The 14,123-nt window shown below is 68.1% G+C and carries 18 protein-coding genes and 1 tRNA gene; 10 read left to right on the forward strand and 9 right to left on the reverse strand.

The features are described 5' to 3' along the window. The first annotated feature begins 20 nt into the window (after positions 1-20). From pabB to IEV64_RS13415, 3 genes are read left to right on the forward strand one after another with little or no spacing between them, the layout of a single operon-like run. Entirely contained in the window at positions 21-1,535 is a 1,515-nt protein-coding gene (pabB, locus tag IEV64_RS13405) for an aminodeoxychorismate synthase, component I (protein ID WP_188424079.1), read from the forward strand. Continuing rightward, the gene (locus tag IEV64_RS13410; protein ID WP_188424080.1) at positions 1,532-2,248 is read left to right on the forward strand and encodes an anthranilate synthase component II; all 717 of its coding nucleotides are present in this window, start codon (positions 1,532-1,534) and stop codon (positions 2,246-2,248) included. Before pabB ends, IEV64_RS13410 begins: the two co-directional genes overlap by 4 nt. Next, positions 2,245-3,192 carry an aminotransferase class IV gene (locus IEV64_RS13415; RefSeq protein ID WP_188424081.1) on the forward strand — a complete coding sequence of 316 codons (948 nt, stop codon included), beginning with the start codon at positions 2,245-2,247 and terminating at the stop codon, positions 3,190-3,192. Before IEV64_RS13410 ends, IEV64_RS13415 begins: the two co-directional genes overlap by 4 nt. A gap of 21 nt (positions 3,193-3,213) precedes the next feature. On the opposite strand, the gene IEV64_RS13420 is transcribed toward IEV64_RS13415, so the two are convergent. The 5 genes from IEV64_RS13420 to IEV64_RS13440 all read right to left on the reverse strand — a co-directional run bounded on the left by IEV64_RS13420 (position 3,214) and on the right by IEV64_RS13440 (position 5,792). Next, the gene (locus tag IEV64_RS13420) at positions 3,214-3,639 is read right to left on the reverse strand and encodes a Rieske (2Fe-2S) protein (RefSeq protein WP_188424082.1); all 426 of its coding nucleotides are present in this window, start codon (positions 3,637-3,639) and stop codon (positions 3,214-3,216) included. A 75-nt stretch (positions 3,640-3,714) separates the two neighbouring features. Next, a complete protein-coding gene (locus IEV64_RS13425; protein WP_007275701.1) occupies positions 3,715-3,924 on the reverse strand; it encodes a hypothetical protein in 210 nt (69 codons plus the stop codon). Positions 3,925-4,411: 487 nt separating this feature from the next. Continuing rightward, positions 4,412-4,486: transfer RNA gene (locus IEV64_RS13430), tRNA-Met, on the reverse strand. A gap of 60 nt (positions 4,487-4,546) precedes the next feature. Next, positions 4,547-5,014, reverse strand: a complete 468-nt coding sequence (locus IEV64_RS13435; protein ID WP_007275702.1) for a GtrA family protein — start codon at positions 5,012-5,014, stop codon at positions 4,547-4,549. Beyond that, positions 5,007-5,792, reverse strand: a complete 786-nt coding sequence (locus IEV64_RS13440; protein WP_188424083.1) for a glycosyltransferase — start codon at positions 5,790-5,792, stop codon at positions 5,007-5,009. Before IEV64_RS13440 ends, IEV64_RS13435 begins: the two co-directional genes overlap by 8 nt. A 96-nt stretch (positions 5,793-5,888) precedes the next feature. Here IEV64_RS13440 and IEV64_RS13445 point away from each other — a divergent pair, with 96 nt between their 5' ends. Continuing rightward, positions 5,889-8,252: a DUF2298 domain-containing protein gene (locus tag IEV64_RS13445; RefSeq protein WP_188424084.1), complete on the forward strand. Its 2,364-nt coding sequence runs from the start codon at positions 5,889-5,891 to the stop codon at positions 8,250-8,252. Here IEV64_RS13445 and IEV64_RS13450 read toward each other — a convergent pair. Continuing rightward, positions 8,249-8,509 carry an HAH_0734 family protein gene (locus IEV64_RS13450; RefSeq protein ID WP_004970114.1) on the reverse strand — a complete coding sequence of 87 codons (261 nt, stop codon included), beginning with the start codon at positions 8,507-8,509 and terminating at the stop codon, positions 8,249-8,251. The genes IEV64_RS13445 and IEV64_RS13450 overlap by 4 nt on opposite strands. 200 nt (positions 8,510-8,709) lie before the next feature. On the opposite strand from IEV64_RS13450, the gene IEV64_RS13455 reads away from it, so the two are divergent. Genes IEV64_RS13455 through IEV64_RS13475 form a run of 5 tightly spaced genes read left to right on the forward strand, consistent with a single transcriptional unit; the run spans position 8,710 to position 11,023 of the window. Continuing rightward, positions 8,710-8,991, forward strand: a complete 282-nt coding sequence (locus IEV64_RS13455; protein ID WP_004044234.1) for a 50S ribosomal protein L44e — start codon at positions 8,710-8,712, stop codon at positions 8,989-8,991. Positions 8,992-8,994: 3 nt separating this feature from the next. Continuing rightward, positions 8,995-9,189: a 30S ribosomal protein S27e gene (locus IEV64_RS13460; protein ID WP_004044235.1), complete on the forward strand. Its 195-nt coding sequence runs from the start codon at positions 8,995-8,997 to the stop codon at positions 9,187-9,189. 18 nt (positions 9,190-9,207) lie between these two features. Then, the gene (locus IEV64_RS13465; RefSeq protein WP_004970118.1) at positions 9,208-10,008 is read left to right on the forward strand and encodes a translation initiation factor IF-2 subunit alpha; all 801 of its coding nucleotides are present in this window, start codon (positions 9,208-9,210) and stop codon (positions 10,006-10,008) included. Between the two features lie 4 nt (positions 10,009-10,012). Then, positions 10,013-10,204 (forward strand): RNA-protein complex protein Nop10, encoded by a 192-nt coding sequence (locus tag IEV64_RS13470; RefSeq protein ID WP_007275707.1) that lies wholly within the window; start codon positions 10,013-10,015, stop codon positions 10,202-10,204. Between the two features lie 51 nt (positions 10,205-10,255). Further along, the gene (locus IEV64_RS13475) at positions 10,256-11,023 is read left to right on the forward strand and encodes a proteasome assembly chaperone family protein (RefSeq protein ID WP_188424085.1); all 768 of its coding nucleotides are present in this window, start codon (positions 10,256-10,258) and stop codon (positions 11,021-11,023) included. Positions 11,024-11,122: 99 nt separating this feature from the next. Here the strand turns inward: IEV64_RS13475 and IEV64_RS13480 are convergent, their stop codons facing one another. Beyond that, positions 11,123-12,022, reverse strand: coding sequence for a PhzF family phenazine biosynthesis protein (locus IEV64_RS13480; protein ID WP_188424086.1), 900 nt, complete (start codon positions 12,020-12,022; stop codon positions 11,123-11,125). A 121-nt stretch (positions 12,023-12,143) separates the two neighbouring features. Beyond that, a complete protein-coding gene (locus IEV64_RS13485) occupies positions 12,144-12,314 on the reverse strand; it encodes a DUF7563 family protein (RefSeq protein WP_004970126.1) in 171 nt (56 codons plus the stop codon). A gap of 211 nt (positions 12,315-12,525) precedes the next feature. Between IEV64_RS13485 and IEV64_RS13490 the strand changes: the two genes are divergently transcribed. Then, on the forward strand, positions 12,526-13,239 hold the full coding sequence (locus IEV64_RS13490) for a phosphoribosyltransferase (RefSeq protein WP_004970128.1): 714 nt from the start codon (positions 12,526-12,528) through the stop codon (positions 13,237-13,239). Between the two features lie 210 nt (positions 13,240-13,449). Here the strand turns inward: IEV64_RS13490 and IEV64_RS13495 are convergent, their stop codons facing one another. Beyond that, on the reverse strand, positions 13,450-13,890 hold the full coding sequence (locus tag IEV64_RS13495) for a YybH family protein (RefSeq protein WP_226908732.1): 441 nt from the start codon (positions 13,888-13,890) through the stop codon (positions 13,450-13,452). Positions 13,891-14,123 lie beyond the last annotated feature (233 nt).

Genomic DNA, 14,123 nt, shown 5'->3' on the forward strand with positions numbered 1-14,123 from the left:
CGGACAGACTGGTGTGGGTAATGACCGCACCGACCGTCGTCACCGACCGCGACGACTTTCGCGCGGCCGCCTCGATCGCGCCCGCCGGCGCGCGGGTCCCCGTCGAGGTCCGAGTCGCCGTCTCGGACCCCTTCGACGCCTACCGACGCGCCCGCCGGGACGCCGGCGGCTTCTTCTACGAGACGACCGGCGGGCAACCCGGCTGGGGCGCCTTCGGCGTCGACCCCGCGGAGCGCCTGACCGCTGACGACCCGACCGACGACGACCGGGGCGACCCCGGCGACGACCCCGCGCCGAGCCTCGCGGCGCTCGAATCTTTCGTCGACTCGGAGACGCTCGTCCGCGGCGACTGCGACGTGCCGTACCCCTGCGGCCTGTTCGGCTGGCTCTCGTACGACGCGGCCCGCGAACTCGAATCGCTCCCCGAGCGCACGACCGACGACCGGGGGCTTCCGCACCTGCAACTCGGCCTGTACGACCTCGTGGCGTCGTGGGAGGAACCACGACCCGACGGCGACGAGACGGCGCTCCGCGTCACCTGCTGTCCCGCCGTCGAGGCCGACGCTGACCTCGACGCCGTCTACGACGAAGCGCGGGCGCGGGCGACCGACCTCGCCGTCGAAGCTGTCGAGGGCGACCCCGCGCCCGTCTCCGCGCCCGTCGAGGCCGACGAGGCGACGTTCGAGAGCGCCTGCGGCCGCGAGGCGTTCGCCGGCCGCGTCCGCGCCGCGAAGGGGTACGTCCGCGACGGCGACACGTTTCAGGCGAACCTCTCACAGCGACTCGTCGCGCCCGCCGCGGTCCACCCGGTGGACGCCTACGCGGCGCTCCGGGAGGTCAACCCCGCACCGTACTCGGGATTGCTCGAACTCCCCGGCGTCGACCTCGTGAGCGCCAGTCCCGAACTCCTCTTGCGCGTCGAGGGCGACCGCCTCGTCACCGAACCCATCGCCGGCACCCGCCCGCGGGGGGCGACGCCCGAGGAGGACGACGCGCTGGAGGCCGACCTGACGACCGACGAGAAGGAGCGCGCCGAACACGCGATGCTCGTCGACCTCGAACGCAACGACCTCGGGAAGGTCTCGGAGTACGGGTCGGTCGAGGTGACGGAGTACCGCCGCGTGGACCGCTACTCGGAGGTGATGCATCTCGTCTCGCTGGTCGAAGGAACCCGACGCGAGGGGACCAGCCTCGCCGACGCCGTCGCCGCGGTGTTCCCCGGCGGGACCATCACGGGCGCGCCGAAGCCCCGAACGATGGAGATTATCGACGAACTCGAAGCCACCCGGCGCGGCCCCTACACCGGGAGCATGTTCGCCGTCGGCTTCGACGACCGCGCGGTGCTGAACATCGTCATCCGGACGCTCGTCCGCTTCGGAGACGAGTACCACCTCCGCGTGGGCGCGGGCATTGTCCACGATTCGGACCCCGACAGCGAGTACGACGAGACGCTGGCGAAGGCGCGGGCGCTCGTCACCGCCATCGACGAGGCGCTCGGCGAGCGCGCGAACATGACCGTGGGGGCCGAAAGATGACGCGCATCCTCGTCGTCGACAACTACGATTCGTTCGCCTACAACCTCGTGCAGTACGTCGGCGAGGCGGTCGCCGAGGCTCGGGACGGGGGCGAGAGCGGAGACGGAGCCGAGGGCGGTTCGAACGCCGCGGACGACGTGCTCGTCTACCGCAACGACGCGCTCTCGGCCGACGACATCCGCGACATCGACCCGGATGGCATCGTCGTCTCGCCCGGCCCCGGAACCCCCGCGGAGGCCGGCGTCTCCGTCTCGGTCTTCCGCGACCTCGACTACCCGACGCTCGGCGTCTGCCTCGGCCACCAGTCGCTGTGTGCCGCGCTCGGGAGCCGCGTCGGCCACGCGCCCCACGTCGTCCACGGGAAGCCCTCGCTCGTCGAACACGACGGCGCAGGGGTCTTTTCCGGCCTCCCCGACCGAATCGAGGTCGGTCGTTACCACTCGCTCGCGGTCGAACGCGACGACGTACCCCCCGAGTTGGCGGTGACGGCCTACACGGTCGCAGAAGGGTCCGAACCCGGCGGTCCCGATACTGACGAAGGCGACGAACCCGCGGTCGTGATGGGCGTTCGCCACCGCGAGAAGCCCCACGTCGGCGTCCAGTTCCACCCCGAGAGCATCCTCACCGACTCGGGGAAGGACATCGTCCGCAACTTCGTCGCGCTCGCCGCGGGCGACGGCCCGGCGGCCGACGCGTGGGAGGGAGACCGATGAGCGACGATAGGGTCGGAGACGGCGACGGAGACGCCGGTGGGCGGTCGCTTCGCTACCACGTCGACGGCGAACTCGTCCCCGCCGAGTCGGCGTCGATTCCGGTCACCGACCGCGGCTTCCTCTACGGCGACGCCGCCTTCGAGACGCTCCGCGCCTACGGCGGCGAGGTGTTTCACTGGGACGCCCACGCCGACCGACTCGCGGAAACGTGCGACGCGCTCGGGATGGACCACGGCCTGTCCGACGCCGACCTCCGCGCGCGAATCGACGAGACGCTCGCGGCGAACGACCTCGAGGAGGCGTACGTAAGGCTCTCGGTCACCCGCGGCAGTCAGGGCGGCCGCCTCACGCCGGCCGAGGCGGTCGACCCCCGCGTCGTCGTCATCGTGGAACCGCTCGCCCGCGGCGGCCGCGGCTCCGACCCCGTGTGGGACGGCCCCGCGTCGGTCCAGACGGTCAAGACCCGGCGCGTCCCGGACCGGTCGCTCCCCGCGCGGGCGAAGACGCACAACTACCTCAACGGCATCCTCGCCCGGGTCGAACTCCGGGTCACCGGCGCGGACGAGGCGCTCATGCTCGACGCCGACGGCTACGTCACCGAGGGCGCGACGAGCAACCTCTTTTTCGTCGACGACGACGCGCTCTGCACGCCGAGTCTCGACGGCCCGGTCCTCCCGGGCATCACCCGCCGGGTCGTCCTCGACTTCGCTCGACAGGAGGGCATCCCCATTCGGGAGCGGCGCTTCACGCCCGACGACGTGCGCGACGCGAACGAGGCGTTCCTCACGAACTCGACGTGGGAACTCCGGCCTGTGGAGACGGTAGACGGCATCCAAGTGGGCGACGGCCCGGTGACGAAACTGCTCTCGCGGCTCTACGACGACTACGTGGAGCGACGCCACTACGGCGGCGGCTCCGGTGGCGACGACGGCGACGAGAACTGAGTCGTTCCGCCGCGCTCGGCCTCAGAACTCGACGTTCGAACTCGAACTCCGGTCGGCGGGGTCGGTCTCGATTTCGCCCTGCCCGACGTAGTCGTACTCGTCGTCCGCGAGGAAGACGTGGTCGCCGTCGACCGTGATTTCGAGGTCGTCGAGCACCGCGCCCTCGCAGGGGCCGTAGTTGCAGTAGCCCGTGTCGGCCTCGAAGTACGCGCCGTGGTTCTGGCAGATGACCTCGCCGTTGCGCATCGGCGCGCCCGAGCCCTTGTCGAGTTTGATGTGCGTCAGGTGCATGCAGTAGTTCAGCCACCCTTGGATGCCGTCGTCGGTGCGCACGAGGATGGCCTCGCGCTCCTCGGCGTCGGCGTCGTCGGCCGCGCGGACCCGAAAGAGAAAGGTCGTGTCGTCGGGCACGTCGCCGACCGCGCAGATTCGTTCGAGGTCGCTCATTGTGCTCTCGTTGGGTCGGGGTCGAAAATCTCCTTCGAAAGCGGTCGATTGGGACGACGGCGCGAAGTCTCGCCCTCACTCGTCGAGACCCATCCGAAAGAGGGAGAGAATCCAGTAGCCAGCACCCACGAACAGGAGGAGTCCGAAGCTACCCACGAGGAGATTTCCGGTTCCCAGTTGGCGTGTCCAACCGAACCCGAGTATCGCGACGATGGCGAGGAGTCCGCCGAGTATCGCTCGCTGGACCGCAGACCAAAGCTCTGTTCCCGAATCTGTAGAGGGCATACTCGGGCCCTACTCGCGGAGTGATTATCAATATGTGTTTCAGATTTGAAATTTCTGAAGGTTCGGGACTCACGCTGTCGCGAGTTCGAGAACGTAGACGTAGACCTCATTCGCACCGGTTCGCGGCGCTCCCCGGTTCAGCTCTACTGCGCTATGCGGCTGACCTCGTGGGTCGCGCCGAGCCGAGACTCGGCGCTCAGGAGTTGAGGTCGGCAAAACCATAGCGGGAGGTAGATTTGAACGACGCGAATCTCGCTTCGCTCGATTCTCTGGTTCAAACTACCTGTTGCGATTACCACGAAAAACGGGCCGCCGCGGCGCGATGAAACGCGCCGCTTGGGGTGTAGTTTTCAGGAGAATAGCGGGAGGTAGATTTGAACCTCGGTCGCTGACGCTCCCCGGTTCAACTCTACTGAGCTATGTGGCCGACCTCGTGGGTCGCGCCGAGTCGAGACCCGGCGCTCAGGAGTTGAGGTCAGCAAAACCATAGCGGGAGGTAGATTTGAACTACCGATCTCCGGGTTATGAGCCCGGCGGAATCTCCTGGCTATCCCATCCCGCTGAATCAACAAACGAGTCTGCTATTGTTAAGACTTCTGTTTCGGGAGCCGTGTGTCAATTTTCACCGTGAGTCGCGCTGACTCGAACGGGCCGCGATGCGCCAAGTGAACAGGCTTTCTGCGACGTAGTTCAGGAGCATCGACGCGCCGATAGCGAGGGGGAGCGGGATGAGTTCCCAGAGGTCGAGACCGGCGACCGGAATCGACAGCGGCACCTCGCCGAGCGCCCGGACGACGAGCACCTGCACGAGGAGGCCGCCGCTCCTGACGAGGTTCGACTTCACGAAGCGCCGCACCTTCGCGGTGAGCAGGTCCGAGCCGGCCCCCGCGAACGTCCAGCGGTCGTTGATGACGAACATGACGACGATGGCGAGTTCCGCGCCCGCGAGCTTCGCGAGTTCGTTGGCGACGCCGAAAAAGACGATGAGGAGACTGCTCAGAGAGAGGTCGAACACCGCGCCGACCGCGCCCACGGAGGCGAACTTGCCGAACCGAACGCCGGACGCGAGTTCCGACAGGCGGTCAGTCATCCGTGACCTCCGCCGAGAACCGCTCGACGAGGCTCCGCTCGTCGCTCCGAGCGTCGAGGAGTTCGTGGAGGCGGTCCTCGCGGATCGTCCGGGCGCGGTGGCGCGACCGGAGGAGCCCGCGGGCCATCTTGAGCGTCGTGTCGACCGGCGAGACCGTCGAGTTGGGCTGGTCCTCCCAGACGACCGGCACCTCGGCCACGCGGTGGCCGAACGCGCCCGAGACGGCGATGAGTTCGATGTCCCACGCGAACCCCGACTCGTACAGGTGGGTCCGAACGTCGTTCCACGCCGCGGCGGTGACGGCCTTCGCGCCGCACTGGTAGTCGTACAGCGGGACCTCGGTCAGGTGGCGGGCCAGCCACGCGAAGCCGTCGCCGAGGTAGCGCCGGGCGACCGTCTGGTGGGAGGCGACGGTCGCGTTCGGGTGGCGGCGCGACCCCACGGCGAGGTCGGCACCGTCGCGGACGGCGGCGACGACGTCGGCCATCGACGCGGCCGGCGTGCTCCCGTCGGCGTCGGCGAACGCGAGGACGTCCGTGCCGAGCGACTCGAATCCGGCGGTGATAGCCGCGCCCTTGCCGCGGCGGGCGTCGACGGCGTTCACGTCGGCGACGGCGGGGAGGTCGTCGAGGGCGTCGAGCGTCTCGGACCGCGGCGCGTCGAGTTCGACGCGGACCGCATCGGGGCCCAGCGCCTCGACGAGGGCGCGGACGTAGGGGACCAGACGCTCGGGGTCGGGCCGATAGGCGGGGACCACCACCCCGACAGACTGCGACATGCACGACCATTCACTCAATGGGGTAAAAAGCGAACCGCTCTGTGACGCACCGGCCATCACAAAACGTATTGCACCTGCGGCGCAGTCATCGGACAGATGGAGTACGCCCTCGTTGTCCGGTGGTTACTGCTGTTTGCGGCCCTCTGGGCGGTCGGCCTTCCACTCGCTACCCGCCTGTTCCGACGACTTCCGGGCCGCGGTGCCGGATTCGCCCTCCCCGTCTCGCTCGTCGCGTTGACCCTCCCGGCCTACTACGTCGGCCACCTCTCGTTCGGCTCCGCCGCCCTCGTCGCCGGCGTCGGGACGCTCCTCGTCGCCTCGGCAGTCGCGGGTCTCGACCTCGGCGCGCTCCGCCGCGGCGACCTCCGACTCGCGCCGGGCCTCGACATCGACCGGCGCGCCGTCGCCGACGCGGCCGCGGTGTTCCTCGTCGCCTTCCTGTTCGCCGTGGCGCTCCGGGCGCTCGACCCGGCAGTCCACGCCGGCGGCGGCGAGAAGTTCCTCGACTTCGGCCTCCTCCAGTCGCTCGCCCGCGCGTCGGTCCTCCCGCCGGAGGACATGTGGTTCGCCGGCGAGCCGGTCCGCTACTACTACGGCGGCCACCTCGTTTCGATTCTCCTCGCGCGGCTCGCCGGCACCGACCCGTCGTTCGCCTACAACCTCGCGCTCGCCGGCTTCTTCGGCCTCCTCGTCACCGCGGCGTTCGAACTCGGACGGGGCGTCGCGACCGCCGCGGGCGCGAACGGCCGACTCGCCGGCCTGCTTTCGGCGTTCTTCGTCGGCTTCGCCAGCAATCTCGTCACCGCGGGGCGCTTCCTCCTCGCCGCGCTCCCCGAGGGGCTCCGCCGCCCCGTCGCGCAGGCCGTCGCCGAGCGCTCGCAGTACACCGTCTCGCAGGTGCTCGCGGGCACGTCGAGCTTCTCGTACTGGGACGCGAGCCGCGTGATTCCGGGCACCATCAACGAGTTCCCGCTTTTCGCGTGGCTCAACGGCGACCTCCACGCCCACATGATGGGCACGCCGTTCCTCCTCCTCGCGGCCGGCCTCGCCTTTGCGTACTTCCGGACGCCGGAGGAGGCGGTCGGCGAGCGCCGACTCCTCGTCGCCGCGACGACGCTCGTCGGCGCGCTCCAAGTCGTCGTCGACACGTGGAGCTTCCCGTCGGTGTTCGGCGTGCTGTTCCTCGGGACGGTCTTCGCGCCCGCACGCCCGTGGACGTTATTTCCCGGTCGGGAGCGCGTTCGCTCGGTCGTCGGCGACAGCCCAGTCGCCGGTGAAGTGGCCCGCCTCGTCGGCGCGGTCGCGGCGGTCGGACTCGCGGGCGTCGCCGCCGCCGGCCTCGCCAGTCCGTTCCTCCTCGGCGCGGTCGCGGGCGGCGGGAGCGCCCGGACGGTCGAGCTTCTGTCGCCCGACCAGCGAAGCGGGTTCGGCGCGCTGGCGCTCGTCCACGGGGCGTTCCTCGCGGCGTTCGCGGGGTACTACGTCCGCCGCCTCGGCTCCCGAGACGGACTCGGCAGGCGCGAGTGGGCCGTCCTCATCGGGAGCGTCGCGGCGCTGACCGTCGTCGCGGCCGCCCAGTCGTTCGCCGCGCTCGCGCTCGTCGCGCCCCTCGTCGCCGTCGGGTGGGTGCTCCTCCGGTTCGCCGACGACCCGCGGTTCGAGACGGTGCTCGTCGTCGCCGGCGCGGGCCTCGTGACGCTCGTCGAACTCGTCTACGTCAACGAGCAGGCCGGCCCCGGTCGGATGAACACGGTGTTCAAGACGTACATGCAGGTGTGGGTGCTCTGGGGGAGCGCGATGGGGGCCGTGTTGGCCGGCTTCGTCGGCGACGCGGTCGCCGCGGGCGACGTGTCGCTCCCGAGGGTCGACCTCGGCGTTCGCGGGGGGGCGGTCCGGGTCGCCGGCGTCGGCTTCGTTGTCCTCCTCGTCGCCTCCACGTCGGTGTACGGGGGACTGGCCGTCGTCGACCACGCGAACTCGCCCCGACAGGAGGAGACGCTGGATGCGACGGCCTTCGCGGAGTGGCGGCACGGAAACGAGTCGACGGCCATCGCGTGGCTCGACGAGACCGTCGAGGGCAACCCGACGATGCTCACCGCGCCGGGGACGACGTGGTCCGAGACGGTGACAGACGAGCGCGAGACCGTCATGTACGGCTGGCGCGGGAACCCCGAATCGAGCCTGACGGGCGTGCCGACGGTCGCCGGCTGGGCGCACGAAGTCGGCTACCGCGGCCCCGAGGCGTACTACGACCGCGTGCGCGACGTGGACGCGATGTACGTCGGAAGCGAGTCGACGCGGGCGCGGCTCATCGAGCAGTACGACGTGCAGTACGTGTGGGTCGGCCCGGGCGAGCGCGCTCGCTACGGGGAGATAGAGACGGACGTGGCGTGGCTGACGCCGGTCCACCGGTCGGGGTCGGTCGCGGTCTACGAGGTAGAAGAAGCGAGGCTACCTTAGGCCGCGCCGCGCTCGCGGACGACCTCGACGGCCTCGGCGTCGACGCCCTCGGTTTCGAGCCAGTGCGGGACGAACTCGCGCTTTTCGAACGCCTCGCGCTCGTCTTCCGTGCCGACGGTACACCACAGCTGGACGCGGTCGGGGCCGTGCCAGTCGCCCTGTCGGTCGACGGAAAACAGGACGTACTCCTCGCCGTCGTGCTCGATGACGCCGTCGCGCCGGACGCCGGGGTCGCCGTGGATGATGAGCTTCTTCATGTGCCGGGATTGGTACAGTCACCGCTTAATCGCTTCGGCTTCGGGCGTGCCCCGCGAGGCGGGTGCGTCGCGGTCGCGCCCCCTCCGTGGCCTGCCCACACGTAACATGGCGAACGCCCGGTCGCGGCGGGTTCAGGGACCGCGTCGAACCAAACGGGTTTTAACGGGCCACACCAAAACCCACCACAAGGTCGATATCTATGCAGATGCCACGCCGTTTCAACACGTACTGCCCGAACTGCAAGGGACACCACGAACACGAAGTGGAGAAAGTCCGGACGGGACGCCCGACCGGGATGAAGTGGAACGCCCGTCAGACGCGACGCGGCAAGGCCACTATCGGTAACGCCGGTAAGTTCTCCAAGGTCCCCGGTGGCGACAAGCCGACGAAGAAGACCCACCTGAAGTACATCTGCTCCGACTGCGGCAAGGCCCACATGCGCGAGGGCTGGCGCGCCGGTCGCCTGGAGTTCCAGGAGTAAATCATGGCAGGAAACTTCTACAAGGTCGCGTGTAGCGACTGCGAGAACGAACAGGTCGTCTTCGGAAAGGCCTCCTCGGTCGTCAACTGCGCCGTCTGCGGGACGACCCTCGCCACGCCGACCGGCGGCAACGCCGAGTTCCACGGCGAGGTCGTCGAGACGGTCGAGCGTCGCGACAGCGACGAACTTGAGGCGTAACTCCCCGGAGGACCTCGTATGAAGTACAGCGGATGGCCTGACCCCGGCGAACTCGTCGTCGGAAAGGTAGACGATATCGCGGACTTCGGCGTCTTCGTCGACCTCGAAGAGTACGAAGACAAACGCGGCCTCTGCCACATCAGCGAGGTCGCCAGCGGATGGATCAAGAACGTTCGCGACCACGTCCGCGAGGGACAGACAGTCGTCGCTAAAGTGCTTGAAGTCAACGAGAGTTCCCAGCAGATAGACCTCTCGATCAAGGACGTCAACGAGCACCAGCGCAAAGAGAAGATTCAGGAGTGGAAAAACGAGCAGAAGGCCGACAAGTGGATGGCGCTGGCGTTCGGCGAGGACATCGCCGACGACCGCTACCAGTCCATCGCCGACGCCCTGCTCGCCGAGTTCGAGTCGCTCTACGACGGCTTCGAGCAGGCCGCGATTCACGGTATCGAGGCGCTCGAAGGCGTCGAACTCGACGACGACGAACTCGAAGCCATCGTCGACACCGCGCGTCAGAACGTGTCGGTGCCCTACGTCAACGTCACTGGCTACGTCGACCTGCGCTCGCCCGCGGGCGACGGCGTCGACGACGTGAAAGAGGCCCTGAAGGCCGCCGAGGGCGACGGCGAAATCGGCGACGAAATCGAGCTGTCTGTCACGTACGTCGGCGCGCCCGAGTACCGCGTCAAGGTCAAAGCGCCCGACTACAAGACCGCCGAGACGGAGCTCGAATCGAGCGTCGCTCGCGCCCGCGAGGTCATCGAGGCCGCGGGCGGCACCGCGGAGTACCACCGCGAACGTAGCGGCGACGAAGAGTAATCGCATGAAATCGGACATCCGGGTGTGTAGCGCGTGGCGCGACCGCCACGCCCGCCCGGTGTACTCGCTTTCTGAGACCTGTCCGGAGTGCGGCGCACCCACGGAGAACAGCGCGCCCGCCCCGTACAACCCCGAAGACCCCTACGGCGAGTATCGCCGCGCGCGGAAGCGCCGTCTCGCCGAGGAGTCGGAGTAGCCGGCTTCGGCTACCGACGCTCTCTTAACCGGCGCGTCCGCCACTACGTGCATGGACGACATCGAAATCGAGGCTGTCGAGGAGGTCGACCTCACCGACCCCGTGCTCATCGAGGGGCTACCGGGCGTCGGGAACGTCGGCAAACTCGCCGTCGAGCACCTGCTGGAGGAGTTCGAGGAGGCCACGCTGGTCCGCCGCGTCTACGCCGACGTGTTCCCGCCGCAGGTGACCATCGACGAGGGCGTCGCCGAGCTGACTCACGTCGCGATTCACGCCGTCGAGACGCCCGGCGAGGGGCCGGACCTCCTCCTTCTCACCGGCGACCACCAGGCCCAGTCGAACGAGGGACACTACCACCTCACCGACGCCTTCCTCGACATCGCCGAGGAGTTCGGCGTCGAGCGCCTGTTCGCGCTGGGCGGCGTCCCGACCGGCGAACTCGTCGACGAGCCGTCGGTCCTCGGGGCCGTCGCCGACGAGTCCCGCCTCGGCGAACTCGAAGACGCGGGCGTCGAGTTCCGCGAGGACGAACCCGCCGGCGGCGTCGTCGGCGTCTCCGGGTTGCTTCTCGGCCTCGGCGGTCGCCGCGGGCTCGACGCGACCTGCCTGATGGGCGAGACGAGCGGCTACCTCGTCGACCCCCAGAGCGCGCAGGTCGTCATCGAAGTCCTGCAGGACCTCCTCGACTTCAGCGTCGACTTCGAGTCGCTCGAAGAGCGCGCGGAGGAGATGAAGGAGGTCGCCGCGAAGATCCAGGAGATGCAACAGCAACAGCAGGGAACCATCGCCAGCGACGACGACCTCCGGTACATCGGCTGAGGCCGCTCCGGCGTCGCGGGCCGTCGTCTCTCGTCTCGTCTCGACGCCTCTCTTCCCTTCGCGTCTCTTCGCGTCTCGTCTCGTTTTCGAACTGCGGTCTCAGGCTTCGATGATGTCGTCGTCTGCGAACTCCGGAACGACGATTTCGCCGTCGAGCGACTGCACCGCCCGGCCGCCGACGCGAATCTCCGCGCCGACCCGCACGCGGACGGTTCCCGGGCGGTCCACGAAGTGGCCCTGTTCGATGCGGAGTTCGTCGGGCATGGAGTCGAACGCGCCGACCTGCCGGAGGTACGCGCCGCAGGCGCCGGCGGCGGTGCCGGTCGCGGGGTCCTCGGAGATGCCGATGCCGGGCGCGAAACACCGCGCGTGGAGCGTCGAGTCGCCGTCGATGGCGTCGAAGGTGTAGGCGTAGACGCCCGCCGCGTCGTGTTCGGCGGCGAGGTCGGCGATGGCGGCGTCGTCCGGGTCCGCACCCGAGAGGTGTTCGAGGAAGTTGACCGGGACGACGAGGAAGGGAAGCCCGGTGGAGGCGACCGCGACCGGGAGGTCCGCGCCAACGTCGCGGAGGGCGGCGTCGTCGACGCCGAGCGCCGCCGCGAGGCGGTCGTAGTCGACCTCCAAGGGCCGGACCGTCGGCGCGTCCTGCGTCATCCACACCTCGCCGAGGTCGCCGAGTTCGATGTCGAGGGTGCCGACGTTCGTCTCCAGCGTGTGCGTGCCCGGTTCGAGTTCGCGCTCGGCCGCGAGGTGGGCGTGAGCCGCGATAGTCGCGTGGCCGCAGAGGTCGACTTCCTGTTGCGGCGTGAAATAGCGGATGCGGCGGTCGGCGGCGGCCGACGAGCAGACGAACGCCGTCTCGCTCGCGCCGAGTTCGGCGGCGACGGCGCGCATCTGTTCCGCGTCGAGGCCGTCGGCGTCGGGGACGACCCCGGCCGCGTTGCCGGACAGCGGTTCGGTCGTGAAAGCGTCGACGAGGAGGGCGCGTCGGCTATCCATGGAAAGGCGCACTGCACGGCGATGTATCAAACCAGCGGGTCGGCGGTCGGGTCGTGTGAGAAGGGAGGAGGGCGATACGAGCGGGCGCGGTTCGGGCGCGAGTTGGTCGACCGCGACCGATTCACGCGCGGGTCCACCGGACGCGGCCGCTCGTTTGAGCCGCGCCGTCGCCCTGCATCACTTCGCGCATGTTCATACAGCCGGGACACCCGACGACCTCGTCCATGTCGTTGCCGAAGACGCGGACGAAGTCGCGGGAGACGAACTCACCACAGTTACCACACGTGTGCATTCCTGTTTCACCTACAAATCCGCATACTCCTGCGCTCGATATAACTATGCTCCTTGTTAACATACGTTAGTGTCCGCCTGAACGACGGATTTCCCGGTTAGTTGTTGAATAACGCCGGTTCGAGCGGTTTTGGCACGCCGACACACGGGCGGGGCGAGTCGTACAGATTAAAGGGCGTCAGGCGCGGCAGTACGCACGGTGAACGGAAGATATGGGCGACCTCCCCGACGAGTTTAACTGTACTATCACGAACTGGGAGTACATCTACGGCCTCTGCCGCGACGTCTCTGACGAGGTCAAGACATCCGAGTTCGAACCCGACGTCATCGTCGCGTTGGCCCGCGGCGGCTGGTTCGCGGGCCGGTGTATCTGTGACTTCCTCGGGCTGGACGACCTGACGAGCCTGAAGATGGAACACTACGTCGGGACGGCCCAGAAGTCGAACGAGCCGGAGGTCCGCTACCCGATGCCGGAAGGAAGCGTCGAGGGCAAGGACGTGCTCATCATCGACGACATCGCCGACACCGGCGGCTCCATCAAGCGCGCACACGAGTACGTCAACGAGCGCAACGCGGGCGAGGTCCGGACCGCGACGCTCCAACTCCTCCAGACCAGCGAGTTCGAACCCGACTACGTCGGCGAGCGCCTCGAAGCGTGGGCGTGGGTCGTCTACCCGTGGAACTTCATCGAGGACATGATAGACCTCACCTCGGGCGTCATGGCGAAGGCCGACGACGACACGTTCGAACTCGAAGACGTCCGCCACTACCTCGCGGAGTTCCACGACGTGGACCGCATCGAGATGGAAATCGCCCAACCCGACCGGATGCCGGAAGTCATGTCCGAGATGGAGCGCCGCGGCTACGTCGAGTCCACCGGCGACGGCGCGTGGCGACTCCTCGAAAACGACGGCGTCGGAGCCTGAACGCGGGGTCGCTCGCTCCGGCCTCGTTCGACTGCTTCGGCGCTGTTGAATTCTCTTGAGGTCGACAGGGCGAGTGTGACCCAGACGGCGGATGTAGTCAGCGCGGTTGCGACCGCCCGTAGAGACGCCGTCGCGGCTCACGGGCGAAAACAGGACCGGATGTCGGGCGAAGCGGCCGTCGAATCGTACGGACGTCCGGCGGTCGGTCGCTCAGGCACCCATGTTCGCCACTTTCTCGGCGAACTCGGCGTGGAGGTCGGCGTGGTGATGGACGACCTTCCACTCGCCTTTCTCCTTCCGGTAGACGTTGGTCGTCCGACCCTCCAGGGACATCGGTTCACCCGCAAACGTCCACGACACCGACTCAGTACAGAGTTCGTACGCGGCGTCGCCGATGACGCGGATGGCCTGGTCCGACCGGGTGACCGTGCCATCCGAACTCGCCGATGCGACGCCGGCGAAGGACCCGGAGACGGCCTCCCATCCCGTTTCCCGCCCACCGATTGGATGCATGGTCGTCACGTCGTCCTCGTGTGACCAGCTGTCCGCCATGGAGTCGGCGTTCCCGTTCGCCATCGCTTCTAGTGCCCCGTAGAACTGGTCGGATGCGGCTCGGACGTCGTCTTCGGCTGCTACGCGTTTTGTAGACATTACAAACCTCACCGTAACGACGACTCCTGAGCATATATACTAAATAGATGAGATTTCGTACGGTCAGCTATCTCGGACGTTTAGCCGGTTCGACCCCGACGACTCGTTTCGGCCAGAGTAAGACGGAGAGACAGTACACGCCGGTAACAGACTGTTCGCACGGACACTGGACACAAGACTCACACCGGGGATTCAGCACAGTCTCGACAAACTATCACCAGACGAGAATACCA

The organism is Haloferax sulfurifontis (genome assembly GCF_014635105.1).
In the GTDB taxonomy this organism is placed as follows: Archaea; Halobacteriota; Halobacteria; order Halobacteriales; family Haloferacaceae; genus Haloferax; species Haloferax denitrificans.

Coding starts and splice junctions, on each gene's coding strand:
- IEV64_RS13490 (WP_004970128.1), top strand. CDS start 12,526: ATGGGCGACCTCCCCGACGAGTTTAACTGTACTATCACGAACTGGGAG.
- IEV64_RS13415 (WP_188424081.1), top strand. CDS start 2,245: ATGAGCGACGATAGGGTCGGAGACGGCGACGGAGACGCCGGTGGGCGG.
- IEV64_RS13425 (WP_007275701.1), bottom strand. CDS start 3,924: ATGCCCTCTACAGATTCGGGAACAGAGCTTTGGTCTGCGGTCCAGCGA.
- IEV64_RS13445 (WP_188424084.1), top strand. CDS start 5,889: ATGGAGTACGCCCTCGTTGTCCGGTGGTTACTGCTGTTTGCGGCCCTC.
- IEV64_RS13435 (WP_007275702.1), bottom strand. CDS start 5,014: ATGACTGACCGCCTGTCGGAACTCGCGTCCGGCGTTCGGTTCGGCAAG.
- IEV64_RS13485 (WP_004970126.1), bottom strand. CDS start 12,314: ATGCACACGTGTGGTAACTGTGGTGAGTTCGTCTCCCGCGACTTCGTC.
- IEV64_RS13420 (WP_188424082.1), bottom strand. CDS start 3,639: ATGAGCGACCTCGAACGAATCTGCGCGGTCGGCGACGTGCCCGACGAC.
- IEV64_RS13495 (WP_226908732.1), bottom strand. CDS start 13,890: ATGTCTACAAAACGCGTAGCAGCCGAAGACGACGTCCGAGCCGCATCC.
- IEV64_RS13455 (WP_004044234.1), top strand. CDS start 8,710: ATGCAGATGCCACGCCGTTTCAACACGTACTGCCCGAACTGCAAGGGA.
- IEV64_RS13475 (WP_188424085.1), top strand. CDS start 10,256: ATGGACGACATCGAAATCGAGGCTGTCGAGGAGGTCGACCTCACCGAC.
- IEV64_RS13440 (WP_188424083.1), bottom strand. CDS start 5,792: ATGTCGCAGTCTGTCGGGGTGGTGGTCCCCGCCTATCGGCCCGACCCC.
- IEV64_RS13465 (WP_004970118.1), top strand. CDS start 9,208: ATGAAGTACAGCGGATGGCCTGACCCCGGCGAACTCGTCGTCGGAAAG.
- IEV64_RS13450 (WP_004970114.1), bottom strand. CDS start 8,509: ATGAAGAAGCTCATCATCCACGGCGACCCCGGCGTCCGGCGCGACGGC.
- IEV64_RS13460 (WP_004044235.1), top strand. CDS start 8,995: ATGGCAGGAAACTTCTACAAGGTCGCGTGTAGCGACTGCGAGAACGAA.
- IEV64_RS13410 (WP_188424080.1), top strand. CDS start 1,532: ATGACGCGCATCCTCGTCGTCGACAACTACGATTCGTTCGCCTACAAC.
- IEV64_RS13470 (WP_007275707.1), top strand. CDS start 10,013: ATGAAATCGGACATCCGGGTGTGTAGCGCGTGGCGCGACCGCCACGCC.
- pabB (WP_188424079.1), top strand. CDS start 21: ATGACCGCACCGACCGTCGTCACCGACCGCGACGACTTTCGCGCGGCC.
- IEV64_RS13480 (WP_188424086.1), bottom strand. CDS start 12,022: ATGGATAGCCGACGCGCCCTCCTCGTCGACGCTTTCACGACCGAACCG.